The sequence below is a fragment of the Streptomyces sp. L-9-10 genome (genome assembly GCF_004151105.1).
GTDB lineage: Bacteria > Actinomycetota > Actinomycetes > Streptomycetales > Streptomycetaceae > Streptomyces.
In genome coordinates this window covers 1-15,654 of record NZ_PHRF01000036.1, presented here as the reverse complement: position 1 = coordinate 15,654, position 15,654 = coordinate 1, and the positions used below count along the sequence as shown (strand labels likewise).

General features: G+C 69.4%; 28 protein-coding genes. 25 read left to right on the top strand and 3 right to left on the bottom strand.

All coding sequences use genetic code 11. From position 1 onward, the window contains the following. Window positions 1–132: 132 nt before the first annotated feature. On the top strand, window positions 133–1,392 hold the full coding sequence (locus CU044_RS10585) for a site-specific integrase (protein ID WP_129768260.1): 1,260 nt from the start codon (window positions 133–135) through the stop codon (window positions 1,390–1,392). On the opposite strand, the gene CU044_RS10580 is transcribed toward CU044_RS10585, so the two are convergent. Then, a complete protein-coding gene (locus tag CU044_RS10580) occupies window positions 1,389–1,913 on the bottom strand; it encodes a hypothetical protein (protein WP_129768259.1) in 525 nt (174 codons plus the stop codon). The genes CU044_RS10585 and CU044_RS10580 overlap by 4 nt on opposite strands. Before the next feature lie 98 nt (window positions 1,914–2,011). Next, window positions 2,012–2,437, bottom strand: a complete 426-nt coding sequence (locus CU044_RS10575; RefSeq protein WP_129768258.1) for an XRE family transcriptional regulator — start codon at window positions 2,435–2,437, stop codon at window positions 2,012–2,014. A gap of 238 nt (window positions 2,438–2,675) precedes the next feature. Here CU044_RS10575 and CU044_RS10570 point away from each other — a divergent pair, with 238 nt between their 5' ends. The 18 genes from CU044_RS10570 (at window position 2,676) to CU044_RS10495 (ending at window position 11,115) form a co-directional block, all read left to right on the top strand. Continuing rightward, window positions 2,676–3,005 (top strand): helix-turn-helix transcriptional regulator, encoded by a 330-nt coding sequence (locus CU044_RS10570; protein ID WP_240045477.1) that lies wholly within the window; start codon window positions 2,676–2,678, stop codon window positions 3,003–3,005. Further along, window positions 3,002–3,256, top strand: a complete 255-nt coding sequence (locus CU044_RS10565; RefSeq protein WP_129768257.1) for a helix-turn-helix domain-containing protein — start codon at window positions 3,002–3,004, stop codon at window positions 3,254–3,256. The genes CU044_RS10570 and CU044_RS10565 overlap by 4 nt, the downstream gene beginning before the upstream one ends. 155 nt (window positions 3,257–3,411) lie before the next feature. Beyond that, window positions 3,412–3,807, top strand: a complete 396-nt coding sequence (locus CU044_RS10560; protein ID WP_129768256.1) for a hypothetical protein — start codon at window positions 3,412–3,414, stop codon at window positions 3,805–3,807. Further along, the gene (locus tag CU044_RS10555) at window positions 3,804–4,712 is read left to right on the top strand and encodes a hypothetical protein (RefSeq protein ID WP_129768255.1); all 909 of its coding nucleotides are present in this window, start codon (window positions 3,804–3,806) and stop codon (window positions 4,710–4,712) included. Before CU044_RS10560 ends, CU044_RS10555 begins: the two co-directional genes overlap by 4 nt. Then, complete coding sequence (locus CU044_RS38465) at window positions 4,712–4,858, top strand: hypothetical protein (protein ID WP_165371845.1); 147 nt, start codon at window positions 4,712–4,714, stop codon at window positions 4,856–4,858. Before CU044_RS10555 ends, CU044_RS38465 begins: the two co-directional genes overlap by 1 nt. Next, complete coding sequence (locus CU044_RS10550; protein ID WP_129768254.1) at window positions 4,848–5,240, top strand: hypothetical protein; 393 nt, start codon at window positions 4,848–4,850, stop codon at window positions 5,238–5,240. Before CU044_RS38465 ends, CU044_RS10550 begins: the two co-directional genes overlap by 11 nt. Continuing rightward, a complete protein-coding gene (locus CU044_RS10545) occupies window positions 5,237–5,749 on the top strand; it encodes a hypothetical protein (protein WP_129768253.1) in 513 nt (170 codons plus the stop codon). Before CU044_RS10550 ends, CU044_RS10545 begins: the two co-directional genes overlap by 4 nt. Next, window positions 5,746–5,985, top strand: a complete 240-nt coding sequence (locus CU044_RS10540) for a hypothetical protein (protein WP_129768252.1) — start codon at window positions 5,746–5,748, stop codon at window positions 5,983–5,985. The genes CU044_RS10545 and CU044_RS10540 overlap by 4 nt, the downstream gene beginning before the upstream one ends. Further along, window positions 5,982–7,028: a lambda-exonuclease family protein gene (locus CU044_RS10535; protein ID WP_129768251.1), complete on the top strand. Its 1,047-nt coding sequence runs from the start codon at window positions 5,982–5,984 to the stop codon at window positions 7,026–7,028. Before CU044_RS10540 ends, CU044_RS10535 begins: the two co-directional genes overlap by 4 nt. Beyond that, complete coding sequence (locus CU044_RS10530; protein ID WP_240045476.1) at window positions 7,025–7,819, top strand: ERF family protein; 795 nt, start codon at window positions 7,025–7,027, stop codon at window positions 7,817–7,819. The genes CU044_RS10535 and CU044_RS10530 overlap by 4 nt, the downstream gene beginning before the upstream one ends. Further along, window positions 7,816–8,520: a 3'-5' exonuclease gene (locus CU044_RS10525; protein WP_129768250.1), complete on the top strand. Its 705-nt coding sequence runs from the start codon at window positions 7,816–7,818 to the stop codon at window positions 8,518–8,520. Before CU044_RS10530 ends, CU044_RS10525 begins: the two co-directional genes overlap by 4 nt. Further along, a complete protein-coding gene (locus CU044_RS10520) occupies window positions 8,520–8,888 on the top strand; it encodes a hypothetical protein (RefSeq protein WP_129768249.1) in 369 nt (122 codons plus the stop codon). The genes CU044_RS10525 and CU044_RS10520 overlap by 1 nt, the downstream gene beginning before the upstream one ends. Continuing rightward, complete coding sequence (locus tag CU044_RS10515; protein ID WP_129768248.1) at window positions 8,885–9,481, top strand: hypothetical protein; 597 nt, start codon at window positions 8,885–8,887, stop codon at window positions 9,479–9,481. Before CU044_RS10520 ends, CU044_RS10515 begins: the two co-directional genes overlap by 4 nt. A 131-nt stretch (window positions 9,482–9,612) precedes the next feature. Next, a complete protein-coding gene (locus tag CU044_RS38460) occupies window positions 9,613–9,756 on the top strand; it encodes a hypothetical protein (RefSeq protein WP_165371844.1) in 144 nt (47 codons plus the stop codon). Continuing rightward, the gene (locus CU044_RS10510; protein WP_129768247.1) at window positions 9,753–10,019 is read left to right on the top strand and encodes a WhiB family transcriptional regulator; all 267 of its coding nucleotides are present in this window, start codon (window positions 9,753–9,755) and stop codon (window positions 10,017–10,019) included. Before CU044_RS38460 ends, CU044_RS10510 begins: the two co-directional genes overlap by 4 nt. After that, window positions 10,016–10,243, top strand: coding sequence for a hypothetical protein (locus CU044_RS10505; RefSeq protein WP_129768246.1), 228 nt, complete (start codon window positions 10,016–10,018; stop codon window positions 10,241–10,243). Before CU044_RS10510 ends, CU044_RS10505 begins: the two co-directional genes overlap by 4 nt. Next, window positions 10,240–10,632, top strand: coding sequence for a hypothetical protein (locus tag CU044_RS10500; RefSeq protein ID WP_129768245.1), 393 nt, complete (start codon window positions 10,240–10,242; stop codon window positions 10,630–10,632). Before CU044_RS10505 ends, CU044_RS10500 begins: the two co-directional genes overlap by 4 nt. A gap of 78 nt (window positions 10,633–10,710) precedes the next feature. Then, window positions 10,711–11,115: a hypothetical protein gene (locus CU044_RS10495; RefSeq protein WP_129768244.1), complete on the top strand. Its 405-nt coding sequence runs from the start codon at window positions 10,711–10,713 to the stop codon at window positions 11,113–11,115. A gap of 108 nt (window positions 11,116–11,223) precedes the next feature. Here the strand turns inward: CU044_RS10495 and CU044_RS38455 are convergent, their stop codons facing one another. Continuing rightward, window positions 11,224–11,400: a hypothetical protein gene (locus CU044_RS38455; RefSeq protein ID WP_165371843.1), complete on the bottom strand. Its 177-nt coding sequence runs from the start codon at window positions 11,398–11,400 to the stop codon at window positions 11,224–11,226. A 202-nt stretch (window positions 11,401–11,602) separates the two neighbouring features. Here CU044_RS38455 and CU044_RS10490 point away from each other — a divergent pair, with 202 nt between their 5' ends. The 6 genes from CU044_RS10490 to CU044_RS10470 all read left to right on the top strand — a co-directional run bounded on the left by CU044_RS10490 (window position 11,603) and on the right by CU044_RS10470 (window position 15,507). Further along, window positions 11,603–12,541: a helix-turn-helix domain-containing protein gene (locus CU044_RS10490; protein WP_129768243.1), complete on the top strand. Its 939-nt coding sequence runs from the start codon at window positions 11,603–11,605 to the stop codon at window positions 12,539–12,541. Continuing rightward, a complete protein-coding gene (locus CU044_RS10485; RefSeq protein WP_129768242.1) occupies window positions 12,538–13,215 on the top strand; it encodes a hypothetical protein in 678 nt (225 codons plus the stop codon). Before CU044_RS10490 ends, CU044_RS10485 begins: the two co-directional genes overlap by 4 nt. A gap of 202 nt (window positions 13,216–13,417) precedes the next feature. After that, a complete protein-coding gene (locus CU044_RS10480) occupies window positions 13,418–13,813 on the top strand; it encodes a hypothetical protein (RefSeq protein ID WP_129768241.1) in 396 nt (131 codons plus the stop codon). Continuing rightward, window positions 13,810–13,983, top strand: a complete 174-nt coding sequence (locus CU044_RS38450; protein WP_165371842.1) for a hypothetical protein — start codon at window positions 13,810–13,812, stop codon at window positions 13,981–13,983. The genes CU044_RS10480 and CU044_RS38450 overlap by 4 nt, the downstream gene beginning before the upstream one ends. Window positions 13,984–14,032: 49 nt before the next feature. Further along, window positions 14,033–14,404, top strand: coding sequence for a DUF4326 domain-containing protein (locus tag CU044_RS10475; RefSeq protein ID WP_129768240.1), 372 nt, complete (start codon window positions 14,033–14,035; stop codon window positions 14,402–14,404). A gap of 74 nt (window positions 14,405–14,478) precedes the next feature. Then, a complete protein-coding gene (locus CU044_RS10470) occupies window positions 14,479–15,507 on the top strand; it encodes a hypothetical protein (protein WP_129768239.1) in 1,029 nt (342 codons plus the stop codon). Window positions 15,508–15,654: the final 147 nt, after the last annotated feature.

The following is a 15,654-nucleotide window of genomic DNA, read 5'->3' as shown; positions in this document are numbered from 1 at the left end:
GGTTCAAGTCCCGTTACTCACCCTGATTGATCAAGGCCCGACCTGTGGAAACAGGTCGGGCCTTCGTCGTTCCCAGAACTTTGGGAACACGACGGGAACACGGGCCCTCATCTACGGTCGTATTGTCCCCACATGGCGAGCATCGTGGAACGACCCAAGAAGGACGGCACCGCCACCTACCAGGTGAAGTGGCGCCAGGGCGGCAAGCAGGAATCCGAGAAGTTCGGCGACCCCGAGGGCGCCGAGACCTTCAAGAAGCTGGTCGAGGCGCACGGCAACAAGTGGCCGCACGGCTGGGTACGCGGCAAGGGATTCATCACAGAACCCGAGATCCCCGGCGACGTCCCCTTTGGGCCGTACGCCGAGCGGTACGTCACCCGCCTCAATGGCATCGACGAACGCACCGAAGAGGACTACCTCCGTGAGGTCCGGATCCACTTCTCTCTGCTCCGGCACACCGACGCGGCAGGCAGGGAGCACCCCGCAACCATCGGCAATCTGGTGGACGACGACATCAGCGACTGGGTCCGCGCGGAGAAGAAGGGCGAACGGCACCCTGACGACCCCGAGAAGTGGCTCAGAAGGCCCGCAGACCCCAAATCCATTGCCAACCGGCATGGGCTCCTCTTCTGCATCATTCAGTCGGCCGTGGACGCCACTCCTCAGCTGCGGACGACGAACTGCTGCAAGAAGACCGACCTCCCCCGCACCGACAACCACGTCGATGAGGAGATGACGTTTCTGGAGCGCGACGAGTACCAGCGGATCGCCGCCGAGATCACCGATCCGGACGCCCGGAACCTCGCCGACTGGCTCGTGGGCACGGGCATGCGCTGGGGCGAGGCCACTGCTCTCAAGATCAGCGACCTGAACCTCACCGCCGAGAGGCCCACCGTCAACGTCCAGCGCGCCTGGAAGAAGGCCAAGAAGGGCGAGCCGGGCGGCGCCTTCTACCTAGGGCCGCCGAAGACCAAGAAGGCCCGGCGGCTGATGGCCCTGTCCCCCGTCCAAGTCGACATGGCCCGGCGCCTGAAGACAGGACGCAAGCCTGGCGACTACGTCTTCCGTGCGGCGATGGGCGGCCCGTGGCGGCACGCCAACTTCTATAACAGGAAGTGGCGGCCGGCGGTGAAGGCCGCAGTCGCGAAGGGTCTGCCGAAGGAGCCGCGCATCCACGATCTGCGGCACACGCACGTGGCGTGGCTGATCGGGGCGAACGTGCCGCTGCCCGCGATTCAGCTTCGCCTGGGACACGAATCGATCTCAACGACGGTGGACCGCTACGGGCACCTGGTCCGTGCGCTGGATGACGAGATCACGGCGGCGGTGGAGGCCGCCCTCGGCACGCAGATCCCCCGCACTGAGGGCCTGCGCGCCGTGGCGATCGTCTAGGGCTCTGCGGGCGGCTGGGGCGGCTCCTCGCCGGGGCAGCCCCACTGTTGCCGCCAGAGCCCGTCTCCTGTGATGCGGGCGAGGTAGGCGTTCATCTCCTCACAGACCTGCGGGGAGGCGTAGCCCTCGCAGATCAGCCAGACGAAGCGGCCTTTCTCCTCAAGCGGCAGGCACGGGACGCCGGGCGGCAGGTAGGCCGCGGGAACGATTCTCCATTCAACGTGTGCGAGGTGCAGGCCCTTCGGTGCTTGATCGACTCTGCCGGGTCCGTCGGCCTCGTCCCAGTCCTGGGCCCATCTCCCCCGGCGGCCCAGAATCTCGCCGTGCAGGCCGTTTAGCGTGCTGCACAGTCGCTTCCGCGCTTGCCCCCTCCGGATGCTGACGGTGATGGCGCCTGCTTCCTCTCGGAGGAGGCAGGCGCGACCTCTTGGGAACTTCCTCCGTGACACGAGTTCGAACTGCACCCGGGTTACTTCGTAGATCATCTTTGTGCCCATCCCCTTAACCAGCAATACGCACATCAGTTCGATATGGATTGCTGGAGCCGATCATTCCGCCCCCCAGGCAGGGCATCCATCGTGCACGCCCCAGATCGACTTCACAAGAGGTTACAAAAACATCACTCAGCGTCAGGTTCCTCGCCAGGCTCTCCACTGCGCCGAGTGCTCCACGCCTGGGCAATCTCCCGAAGCCGCTCGCGGTCCGCAGGACTCATCGCCTGATAGTCGTGGACGAGCGTCATCATCTCCAGGTCGTCGAACCAGAGACTCTGGATTCCGAAGAACTGCCTACCGGCCGCCTCTTGCACTCGACTGAGATGCACCTGGAGGCCAGCCGCCAGCGCGCGCAGCTCCCCGAGCTCCGGCGGGATGATCGGAAGATTCTTCTCCAGGCGGTCAATGACCCCGAACTTCCACTTCTGGCCGGCTTCCGGGTCTTCAGGGTCGACACACCTCTCCGCCAGCTTGCGGAGACTCAGCCCGAGCTCAGCCCGCCTGGTGCGCAGTAGATCAGACAAGTCTGTCCTGTTTTGGGGCTCGACCATAACGGTCATCCTGCCACTCCGAAGTGTTGTAGCCAGAGTCCAGATGTCTATGTGGCCAGTGGTACGCATGTCGAGTACCCCCAGTTCACCGGCTATCGCCTGTCCGTTGCCATCGACAGATTGTCCATGCCGCTGAACGCCACCGCCAGGCGACCCCCCACTTCTGGCCGGACTTCACTCGCCACGGCTGAATACCCCCACTTATCCAACGAGATAGACAACTCGTCGGTCTCGTGCGATGCTCATCTCGTCCAACGAAAAGAACAACTCGTCTGACGAGGTGGACGTGAGCACACCCATGTACAAGCTGGCCGATCGCACTGTCCTGCGGACTCTCATGAAGCGCACAGGCGACGGTCAGCCCATCACCATCCGCGGGCTGGCAGACGCCGCCGGCATCCAGCACCACAGCACCATCGGGCACCTCCTCACCGGCGAGCAGGAAGCCGTCCCTTTCGAGATAGCCGAGGCGATCGCATCCCGGATCGGTGTCGACCTGCTGGTCCTCTGGATCCCGGTCGGCAGGGCGGTGCGCAGCAGTCAACCGCCTGCGGCGGTGGCGGTATGAAGCGCTACACGTACGCCGAAGCCGCCGCCGAGTTGCGCGTCGAGGAGTCGTGGCTGCGGCGCCACATCAGGCGTCTGCCGCACTCGAAGAAGGGCCGAGTCGTGACGTTCTCCGACGCGGATCTTGAGCGCATCGACCAGATCCATCACTACGAGCCGTCTACGGGGCCGCTCGCGCTGGCTTCGGCACCGGCGGGTGGCTCGCATCCGCTGGTGCATCTGAAGCCGCTGCCGTCTCGTCGCGGCGCCTGACTCACCTGATGAAGCGGGGCCGCCCGGACCCTGGCCGGTCCGTTGCGACCCCTCGGCAATCCACCTCACCCACAAGAAGAAGGAAGTGGATCACCTTGAGTACACAGACTATCCGTCCTACGGATTTGCCCGCCGGTCACCGGCGGACGGTCCGCGTGGACGTTGACGTTCCCCGCCCGGCGAACGTGTCGGCCGTGTTCCGGGCTGCGGCCCGTGTGATCGCGGCGAACGGTCACTGGCAGGGCGACTTCGTGCCGGACGTGTTCGACCGGGAGATGTGCGTCCCGCACTTCCTGCGTCCGATGTCGATCGTCGCGGCTCTGAAGTGCGCGACCACCGGAGACCCGCACGCTACGTCGTTGCTGGCGGACGAGTCGATCGCTGTGCTGGCGCTGCGGCTGGAGGTCGGCGGCGAGATGGGCCCGTACTGGGGGGACATTTTCTCGCTGGAGGAGCACATTGCCGCGTGGGGTGACGTGCCGGGCCGGACGGTGGAGTCGGTTGTCGCGGTGCTGTATGCGGCTGGGGACGCTGCGGAGGTGTCGGCATGAGCGACTCGATCAGCGTCCGGATCACCCTGGACTCGTACGACCTGCTGCGCCCGCGTGAGAAGCAGACGCAGGTATACGTGCAGATCCCCGAGGTGGCGCGCGTCTCGTACATGCTGCCCGCCGAGCGGTTCCAGGGGCTGAAGGACCGTGCTTGGCCCGAGGTGCTGGACGTGGCCCACGAGCACTACGAGCGCGGGTGGGCCGTAGAAGATCCGGCGACGGTGGCGGCTCGCGCTGCCGTCCGGGCGTGGCTGCGGGACGACGCGAACCACGACGAGATGCAGGCCGCGTTCGAGGAGGACCACGCCCGTCGGGACCCGGTGGCGCGGAAGCTGTTGGAGGAGAACGAGCGGCTGCGGTCCAAGGTCGCCGAGTTGGACAAGATCTCTGACGAAGCGCTGGCCGAGCGCGACGGCATGCACGACGCGCTCGACGAGTTCGCTCAGGCTGTCGCTCCCGAGGAAGTCATCGGAGAGCACTCGTCTGGAAACAACCCGTGGGCCAACGCGCTCAACTTGCTGACCCCGGTTGCCGAGGTCGACAAGCTGCGGGCGCGGGTCGCCGAGCTGGAGGCGGACCTCGCGGCCAAGGCGCAGGACACAGAGGCGGCCGTGAAGGGCTGGGGACGCGCCCGCGACCGGGTCGCCGTGCTGAAGGCCGCGCAGGCCCCGGCCAAGGAGTACGGCCCCGCGTTCCCGTGGGTCGCGCTGATGGACGACGACGACCGCTCGGAGTTTCTGGGGGAGTTGGCGGCTGCGGCCATCAACTACTACCGGCCCGAGGCCGGGGACGAAGCCACGCTCGCGGAGATTGAGAAAGCGTGTATGACGTGGCGTCTGATCGCTGAGGCGCAGCACGCGCACAACACCGCGCCCGGCTCGGCCGCCTCGGGTGGTGGCGAGTGATGGACACCGTTCTCCGCATCATCGCCGCCGCCTCCGTCACCTGGGGCCTCAGCGGCTGCGTCCTCGTCGCCGTGCTCGACGGCCGCCACCCCCTTGACCGTCTCCTCGCCCTGCTGGACCGCATCGGAGGCCGCAATGCCCGCTGACCTGAACCCCAGCACGAAACCGCCGCTGTCCGTACGGCTCCGATCTGACTGGCTGCGCGGCATCCTCCGCGTCGACCTCATCCGCCACCACACCCTGATCGGCCTCGTCCAGCACTGGGGTGACAACGACGCCCGCGAGGACGTCATCACCCAGCTCGACGCACTCGCCGAGGCCGTCCAGTCCCCGCGCGAAGGCGAGTTGGACGCGCTGACCGAAGCGGTGGAGGACGCGGCGGCGCTCGACACGGCCGAGATCGACATCAGCCTGTCGGACGCGCTGCGGCTGCGGAATGAGCTGGACGCGGTGATCGGGCGGCTGTCGCGGTTCAACCCGCAGCGGATCACGGCGGTGCCGTCGCTGCCCGAACGGAGGACGGCATGAACGCCCGCGAGACGCTGCACTCCGACCTCCTCACCACGCCCGCAGCCCAGAAACTCCCGCAGCCTGAGGGATGGGCCAGCACCCGGATCAAGCGGTACCGGGACGAGGTCCGTACCGAGACGCTGGCCGAGGTCGCCGAGATGCTCGACCGAGTCGGGCACCCCGCCGCCGCGCTGGTCCTCCGCTACGCCGACGAGGCCGCTGGGCCGGAGGAGAAGACCACCCCTGCCGGGGCTGCGGTCACTCCCCAGCCCGAGCAGTCCGGCGAGTGGGCCGCAGCCGCTGTCCTCCGCGACCGGCTCGCCGACCTCCTCGCTCACATCCGCAAGCACCCCGGCCGCACCTGGACCACCGAAAACGTGCGGCGCTTCTACCTCTCCCAGGCTCCCAAGCGCGCCACCTGCCGCCGCGATCTCCAGTCTCTGCGCGCCATGGGGTGGCTCGTCGAGCACGACGAGAAGGGGCGCCGCTTCTACCGCCTCACCACCCGGAAGGACGGCCAGCGATGACCGGACCCGAGCACTACCGCAAAGCCGAGGAACTCGCCAAGATCGCCGCCCGCCACCCGGATTCGAGTGACGCGCTCACACTCACCGGTCTGGCACAGGTCCACGCGACGCTCGCCCTCGCCGCCGCCACCGTCGAGCAGGCGTCCAACGCGGCCCTCGCTGCCGACATCAACAGCGAGGATCTGGACTCCTGGCACAGGGTCACCCACCGGCCGCAGGGCGGCGATGCCCTGTGACGACCGTCGCGCAGGCCGGGGCTTCGGCCCCGGCCGCCGGCCGCAGGGTCACACCCACCGGCCGACTCATCCTCCCCGCCGACGCCGACCGCGCCGACTGGCTCACCGCCCGCCGAAACGGCCTCGGCTCCTCCGACCTCGCCGCGATCCTCGGCATCAGCCGCTACGGCAACGCCCTCTCCGTCTACCACGACAAGACCGGCGGACTCCCGCTGGAGAACGACGACAGCGAACCCGCCCTGTGGGGACGAGCGATCGAGGACACCGTGGCCCGCGAGTGGGCCCGCCGCAACCGCTCCGTCGTCCGCCGCGTCGGCCTCGTCGCAAACGTCGACCGGCCATGGCAGATGTGCACCCTGGACCGCCGAGTCCTCGAATGCCCGCTCGCCACCGAACGCGAGCGATGCGCGGTGGAGATCAAATGCCGCGACAAGATGAAAGCCCCGATGTGGCGAAAGGGCTGCCCGGACGATGTCCTCGCCCAGACCCTGTGGCAGGCCGACGTCTGCGGCTACGACCACGTCCACGTCGGCGTGCTGATCGGCGGCAACGACTACCGGCAGTTCGTCGTACGGGTCGCCGACCATCAGCAGCTCATCGAGGACCTCCGCGCAGCCGGTGAGCGGGCATGGCAGCAGATCGTCACCCGCCGCCCGCCTGTCCTGCCGCACGACGCGGACCCGGATGTCCTGCTCGATCTCTACGAGCAGCTGCACCCCGCCCGCAACGGTGCGGTCGATCTGACCCGTGACGGCGACGCGCAGGACGCCCTCTCCGAGTACCTCGAAGCGCACACCGCCGAGACCGAAGCCGGACGACGCAAGAAGACGGCGAAGGCCGTGATGATCTCCGCCCTCGGCGGCGCGGATCAGGCCATGGTCCTGGACCGCACTTTCTACAGCCTCGACGAGCAGTCCCGCGAGTACGTCGACACCGAGCGGCTTGCTGAGCGCTGGCCGGACGCCTACGCCGACTGCGTCGAAGACCGCGTCTCGCGCCGTCTGAACATCCCCCGCGCCATCCGTGAGGAGCACACCCTGTGAGCACGCTGACCGAGCGCGCGGCGGCTGCGGCCGGCCGCACCAATGCCCCGGCCGATGACGCCGAACTCCCCGCCGTCCTCGACTCAATCCCCGGCCCGGCTCCGGCGCCGGACCCGATGGCCAACTACGAGCCGGGCGACGAGGACCCGGAGATGGTGCCGGTCCACATCGCGTGGCTTCGCGTCCGTAAGGACGTGCGCGCCATCTCCAAGAACGAGCAGTACAACGGCGGCGGCACCCGCTTCAACTTCCGTGGCGTCGACACCGTCGTCAACACCTTCGGCCCGGTCACCCTCCGGCACGGCATCAACATCTTCCCCGTCGGCATCGACGCGGAGCACCGGGACACCACCACGTCCAAGGGCAACAAGATGCGCGAGTGCACCGTGACCGTCTCGTGGATGGTCATGGGCCCCAAGGGCGACACCCTGCCCGCGCTGCTGAAGACGCGGGGCGAGGCGCTCGACTCCGCGGACAAGGGCACGGCCAAGGCCCAGTCCGTGGCGCTGCGGGTGCTGCTCCTGACCGGTGGTCTCACGCCGACCCACGACAAGGACCCGGACTCCTCCCACGTCGAGCGCGGCGAGGCGCCCATTCGGCCCGCCGTCCAGTACCTCGACGAGATCACCCACCCGCAGACCAGCGCCGGACGCCTCCGACAGATCCACTACGAGCTGAAGCAGACCGGCCAGTTGGGCGCGCTGCTGACGAACGAGGTCGGCGACGAGGAGCGGGCGGGCGACATGGTCGTCCGTATCGGCAAGGAGCGCGCTGCTGGGGGTGCCGCGTGAGCTGGCACCTCGGCCGCATGGCCGGCTTCGACCTGGAGACCACCGGCCCCGACCCCCTCACCGCCCGCATCGTCACCGCGTGCATCGTCCAGTGCGGCGGCGGACAGCCCGTCGACTCTGCGACGTGGCTGTCCGACGTGGACGGCGAGGAGATCCCCGACGAGGCCGCCGCCATCCACGGCGTCACCACCGACCGAGCCCGCGCTGAGGGCGCGCCGCTCGCGCAGGTCGTCGCTGAACTCCTTGCCGGGCTCGGGCAGGCGATCACTGCGGGCCTGCCGATCGTCGCGATGAACGCCCGCTACGACATCACGCTGCTGGACCGCGAAGCCGAACGATACGGCCTCGACCCGCTGCCGGACGGGCCCGTGATCGACCCGTTCGTCATCGACAAGGCCGTCGACAAGTACCGGCGCGGAAGCCGGAAGCTCACCGCCCTGTGCGAGCACTACGCCGTACCGATCGGCGACGCCCACCAGGCCGACGCCGACGCGATCGCCGCGTGCCGCGTCGCCTGGCGACAGGCCACCCTGTACGAGCAGGTGGCCCGGATGACGCTGGCCGACCTGCACCACGCGCAGGTCGGATGGGCCGCCGAGCAGGCCGCGTCCCTTCAGGAGTACTTCCGGCGGAAAGACCCGACGGCGGTAGTCGAGGGCGCTTGGCCGCTCATCCCTCGCCAGCGGGGCGGTGACGCCTGATGTGGATCTCCCGCACCCGGTACACCGACATGCGCGCGCAGATCGAGCGGCTCGTCGACCAGCGCGACGACGCCCGCCGCGACGCCGCCGCGCACCTCAGCGCCGCCCGGCGCACCGCCGCCCGCAACACGCACCTCAGCGAGCAGCTCCAGGACGCGATGGGCTACGAGCGGCGCATCGTCCGCATGACTCGCGCCGCCGCGCGACTGTCCGCCGCGCTCACCACGCAGACCCGCCGCGCGGACCGGCTCCAGCAGCGCCTCGACGCCGCGCTCGGGCTCGACAGCCCCGCCATCGCGGACGGCGCCCTGTGGCAGCAGCACCGCACCGACAAGCCCGAGCCCGGACCGAAGGGCAGCATGCTGTGACCACCCTGTTCGACGTGACCCCCGCCCCGGCCCCCGCGCCGGCGGCGGGGGAGGCCCCCCGGCCCCTCGTCATCGGCCTCGACCCGTCCCTCACCTCCTGCGGCATCGCCGGAGCCGACTGGGCCGACGCCCTCCGCCCCCGCAAAACCCACGCCCGCGGCCACCTCCGCCTGTCCTGGCTCCGTACCGAGATCGCCGACCGCACGCGCCTCGCTGACCTCGTCGTCATCGAGGGCCCCTCGTACGGGCACGGCGCGATGGCCGGACACCACGAAATGGCCGGCCTGTGGTGGCTCATCACCCACGACCTGTGGCGCCGCGAGATTCCGTACGCGGTGTGCCCGCCCTCGCAGCGCGCCATGTACGCCACCGGCAAGGGCAACGCCTCGAAGGGCGCCGTGCGGGACGGCGTACGCCAGCACTTCGGGATCGAGTGCGACGGGCCCGGCCGGTACGACATGTCCGACGCCGCCTCGATGGCGCACCTCGGCCTGCACTGGCTCGGCTACCCCACGGCGAGTCTGCCGCCCACGCACACGCGGGCGCTGGAGGGCGTGGCGTGGCCCGAGCAGACACCGGCGGTGGCCCGATGACAAGAAAAACGCCGCTCTGCGGCACCCGGTCCGCCTACCAGCGCCACCTCCGCCGCGGCGAGCCGACCGACGAAGCATGCCGGGCCGCCAACGCCGCACACGACCGCGCACTTCGCACCGGTCCTGCACGAGTGGCAGAGGCACCCGCTGAACTCACCGACACCGAGCGGAAAGCCGCGCGACTTGTCGTCGACCAGGCCAGCAGCACGGAGGCACGGACCGTACTCCAGATGCTGGGCCTCATGCCGTCGCCCCATCCGAGGACGGACACGTGACGAACACGAGCAACTGGCGGGACGACGCCGCCTGCCTCAACCACACCCGCGTGTTCTTCCCCCGCACGGACAACCCCGCCGACACCGCCACCGCCAAGAAGATCTGCGGCATCTGCCCCGTCAAAACCGCCTGCCTCGACGACGCACTCGCCACCGAAGTCGGCGCCGAAGAAAGCCGGGCCGGCATCCGCGGCGGCAAAACCCCCAAGCAGCGCGCCAACCTCGCCCGCACCCGCCGCCGCAAAGCACGGGCCGCCGCATGAGCGCCCGCCGCCCGCGCCCGCAGCCGCCGCCTGGCGGGCTCCTCGACTGGCGGGACCAATCCCACTGGTCCTGGACCGAGAAGCCCTGCCGGTACTGCGACCGGCCGACCCACCTCCGCGACAGCAAGCGGTCCCCGGCGCACAAGACGTGCGCGGAGGCCGCCCTCCAGCAGCAGGCCGCCGACGCGGCCGACGCATACGAACAGAACGGACACCTCGCGTGACCAGCTCCCTCTGCAAGCACTCCTTCCCCGTCCAGGCCCCGGGCGGCTCCCTCTTCCGCCCCGGCGACTGCACCGGATGCGGCGTCACCTGGGACGCCGTCCAGGACGAACTTCAGAGGCAGGCCGACATCATTCGCGTCCGCACCGCCCATGAAGGCAAGTGCCACTACTGCGGCCGGCCCCGGATGCTCTTCAGCTACCAGCGCGGGCCCCAGCCCTGGGACGAGGCCGAGCCGCCCGTGCGCTGGCTGTGCATCCCCTGCTGGGGCGACGCCCAGGCCATCGAGGAGAAGACCGGCTTCGCCGAGGTGGGCGACGCCATGAAGTACGGCACGGATGCCCAGCTCGCCCGGTTCGTGCTCGGCGACGAGCCACGCCAGACCGCCTGACCTGTCCCGTACGTACGGCCGGGCCCGCGGGTATCGGGCCCGGCCACCCCACCAGAACACCACAGAAAGGCACACCCCGTGACCGACCTCCCGTACACCGACGCCGACCTCCGCGCCGAAGCCATCGCCCAGCACCGCGAACTCACCGACGACCCCGAGTACTTCACCGTCGGCGAAGCCATGTGCGACGCCAAGGTGCCATCCTCTGCCACCGGCGAGACGTGGGAAACCCTGCTGGACGAGGACGGATACAACGCCGCCCAGCGGAAGATCCACGACCTCATCAGCGGCGCCGCCAACGTGTCCGAGTGGGCCGTGAACCTCGGCGCGGACGGGCTGGAGCCCGAGGACCAGGCGATCACCATCGGAGCAGACGAAAAGCCCATCGCCCGCGTCCACTTCGCGTTCGAGCCCGGCATGCCCGACGAGATGCGTATCGCGCTCGTCGAGGGCATCGGTGAGGCCATCGCCGACCACCTCTGACCCACCCCGCTCCACCGTCCGGGGCGGCCGGCCCCGAGCCCCGCCCCGGACGAGACCACAGCACAAAGCCCCGCCGCAGCGGGGCCAGAACGGAGGAGGACGGACGTGTCAGGAAGTGGTGCTGGCCTTGCGCTTGCCGGCTCGCCACGCCTTGACGCGGGCGTGGACGTGGCGGCGGATGTCGTCGGCTCGCGACGTTCCTTCCTCCTGGCACAGCTCGCCGTACGCAGTCCACATCTCTTCCTCAATGCGGACCATGCGGCCGGGGGTGCCCTTCGTCGTCATGCCGACAGCGTAGCTGACTGTGCAGTGACAGCACACCCCAAGCTACCGAACCGTACTGCTTACGTATTGCTGGTGACTACACACCCCAAGGTACTATTGAGGCAGGCCGCAGGCCCCAAAACAGGCCGAGCGAAGCCGCCATGAGGGCTGTCCCCCACAAGCCGCAGCCAGCAGCGACAGCCCTACCGAGAGAAGAGACCACGTGAGCATCGAGGCAGTGAAGTGGGCCATGGACGACGCCCCCATGCTGCTCACCGACAAGGGCAAGCCCGACACCACAGCCCGCGGTGTCCTCCAGGCCCTCGCCGAGCACGCCCACAAGAACGGCACGGGCGCTTACCCCTCGGTGCTCCGCCTCCAGTACCGCACCGGCTACGACCGGCGCACCGTCCAGCGCGCGCTCCGGCGCCTGGAGGACGGCAACCTGATCGAGGCCGACGGCATGGTCAACGGCTGCACCCGCTGGAAGCTGAACCTCAAGGTCGTCCGGCCGGCCTCGGACTGGGCTGATTTGGAGGCGGAGGAGGAGAGCTTTCGAAGCGCTGCGGCGGAGCGGAAGCGCCGGTCCCGTTCGAAGGCTGTCACGCACGCAGACAGCGTGACGGTCACGCACTCAAACGACGTGACCGACGGGGATGTCACGCATTCTCCGTCCGGACGTCACGCACTTGAACAGCGTGACGTCACGCACTCTGCGTCCGGACGTCACGCACGGAACGCCGCCCTAACCATCAAGGAACCATCAGTACAACCACCAGGAACCTCTGGGGGGGAGGTCGGTTCCTACAGCAGGCCCCCCAGCCACACCGGTTTCAACACCCCCATCGACGACGCCGGATTCACCCTCACCGACCCGATGCGCCGCTGGGCCCTCGACACCTTCGGCCCCACCCTCGACGTCGACTACGAGACCGCGCAGTTCGTCGACCACCACCGCGCCGAAGGCCGCCACCGCAGCAACTGGCCCACCGAATGGCAGAAGTGGATCCGCCGATCCGCCAAATGGGCCTCCGAACGAGCCCAACGCCCCACCAGCGGCAGCGTCGTCTCCTTCCGCGACCGCCAGCAACAAGCCACCGACGACATGTTCGACCGCGCCATGACCCGCGCCCGCACCCGCATGCAGCAGGAGTCCTCATGACCCCCGACGAAACCGTGGTGCTCGCCCGCTACGTACGGGCCCTGTGCCCCCAGCAGAAGTTCGACGAATACACCCCCGACGCCTGGCACGACGTCCTCGGCAACTACCCCCTCACCGAAGCACGCACCGCCGCCGCCACCGTCGCCCGCCAACAGCCCTTCGTGTCCCCCTCCGAGATCATCACCGAGATACGACGACGCCGCGGCAACAACGCCTCCGACTTCCAAGGCCCCGGCCTCCCCGCCGCCGTACCCGACGCCGACCCCGACGACGTACCCGCCTACCTCGCCGCACTCCGCGAACAGCGCACCAGCGCCGCAGACGGCATCGAGCTGAAGCGCAGGCCGGTCGCCGAACTGATCTCAGGAGTCGTCGACAGCTTCGGCAAGATCCCGAACAGCGATACGCCGGCGAAAGTCGCCAGGGTTCGCCGACCCGGCCCACTGGGTGTCCAGTGCCCGACATGCCGCGCTGCGATCGGCCGTCCCTGCCGGGTTGAAGCCACCAGCGACAACCGCGGACCCCGCGAACTGCGGAACCCGCACACGGCCCGTGGCCGCGTCGCCCGCGGTGAGCACGCCTCGCTGGAGTCCCCGGCGGAGATCGAGCGCCGCCGCGCCGCCTCCCTCGCCCGCCTCGAACAGATGGCCGCCAACGAGCGGGCCCGCTCATGACCGCCGCCCCGAGCAGCCGCCGCCCGCAGCATCCCGCCCGCGCGATCGCGTGCCCGCACTGCAACGCCTCGGTGGGCCAGCCCTGCACTGTGCCCTCCAACCGCCGACCACTGCCCGCGCCACACCAGGCCCGCATCGACGCACTCGCCCCCGCCACACCGGCACCGGCCGGCGCCTGGCCGACGACGAACGGAGACGCCGCATGAGCACCCAACCCGCCCCCGTCGAGTACCTGTACGGCATCGACAGCACCGTCGACGACGACTCCACCCACTACCAACCGCCCCGCGTTGTGAAGTTCCGCATCATCAAGAAGACCCCGAAGCGCGTCTACTACGAGATCAACGGCTGGACCCGGTTCGTTGACCGGCAGCGCCTCGAAGCGGACGGCAAAGTCCTGCGGCTATCGGGCGGATGGTGGGAGCCGGACCTGACCGTCTACCTGTCCGAGCCCGTCATCCACCGGCCGCAGGCGCCGAGCCTCAGCGAGCTGAAGGCGGCCATGACCGCCGCGCACCCCGACCGAGGCGGCACCGACGACGCGTTCACCGCCGCTTTCGAGAGGTACGAACGCGCCCGCTCCCAGGCCAGCCGATGACCCACATGCCGCAGGCCGCCGTCACCACCATCGCCGCCGCGCTCGACGACTACCGCCGCACCACCCCAGCCGAACAGCAGAACCCCGACGAAGCCGCCCACTACGTCGCTGGACGCCTCCTCGCCAGCGGGTGGGAACTGCACATCACCGACGAACCCGCAGCCGCCTGACCGCTACGCCCCACCTACGCAGAACGTTAGCCAACCTAAGGACCTCGCCATGATCAACCAGCCCACCCGCATTCAGCGCCGCCGAACCAAGGGATGGCGCAAGCCCGACAACTGCGTGATCGTCACCCGCCCCAGCCGCTTCGGAAACCCGTTCACCCTCGCCGGGGCCATGGAGTGGCTCGGAGCCGAAACCCCGGAGCAGGCCCGCGAGACATGCGCGCTGGCGTTCAAGTCCTGGGTGAGCGGCAGCGACGACTGGTGGATGGGCGCTGAGGCGGCTGCCACCCGGAAGCGTCTCGTCGAAGCCCTTCCGGAACTGCGCGGCAAGGACCTCGCCTGCTACTGCCCGCTGCCTGAGCCCGGCGCCCCGGACCACTGCCACGCCGCCGTCCTGCTCGCCCTGGCCAACCCCACCCCGTGACACGCAGTACGCCCGCCCCTGTCGCTATCAGGGGCGGGCGCCCCGACAGCCTTCCACACACCCCAGGAGAACCCATGACCGACCAGCCCGAGCCGTACCGATACGTCGACGAGGACGGGTTCTGCCTGTCAGCTCGTCTCCTGCCCAACCTGAACACGGGCGGCCTCACGGACGTGCTGTCCATCTCAGTCGAAGGCGACGGCGAACCGCAGTCGGCTCACGTTCCGGCCGCCAAGGTGGAGGAGGTGGTGGCCGCGATCCGTACCGCCGCCGGACAGCCGCACGACCGGGCCGCCCTCCGTGACCGCATCGCCGACGCCATCCGTGACGCCGCCTGCCCCGGCGACTGCGACAAGACCGAGGCAGAGTGCACCAAGGAGCGCATCCAGCCCTGCGTTTGGCACCACGGCAGGTTGGCGGCGGTAGAAGGCGCGCCGGAGCAGTTCGCCGATGCGGTGCTGGCTGTGCTGCCCGAGCCCGACGACCGGGCCGCCGTGCTCCGGGAAGCCGCCGCGTTCGTCGGCAACGACGACGACTGCGGCTGCGGAGGCTGCGACACCTGTATCCCCCGCGCGCTGGCTGCCGGGCTGCTCGACATGGCCGACGAGGCGCAGCAGCCCACCGCCGGGGAGCAGCCCGACACCCGGCGCGAGCGCCAGCGGAAGTACGACAAGGCGGTAGACGCCCGCCTGCCGAAGCTCAAGGGCTGGAACCCGATTGACCGCAACCTTGCTGGGCTCGGCATCACCGACGCCGTGATGGTCGTGGCGGACGAGGAGCAGCAGGAGATGGCCAACGCGACGGTCGCCTTCACGGCCGCCATCCGCAGGCAGAACGACAACCTGCGCACCATGTACGACGTTTCCGAGCGCAGGGTGCACGACCTGATCGAAGAGCGGGACCGCCTGCGTGCCGAGTTGGAGCAGGCCCGCACCACCACGCTCACCGAGGCCGCCGACGTAGCGAAGGCCGAGGGCGACCGCCTGCACGACGACGCTGGGCTGAAGGCCGCCGAAGCCGCCTGGGGCGTCGGCGCACTGCTGCGCGACCTGGCCGCCGCCCGGCCCGGCGTGCAGGCCGAGGACGGGGCGCAGCAGCAGTGACCACCCAACAATCCCCCGACCCAACCCCGGAGCAGCACCCCGTGGCCACGCCCGAGCCCACCACCCAGACCACCCAGTACCGGATCAACTGCCTCCCCGAAGACGGCATCGACAGCGACCTGTTCGGCCTCACCGTCGAGTACCGAG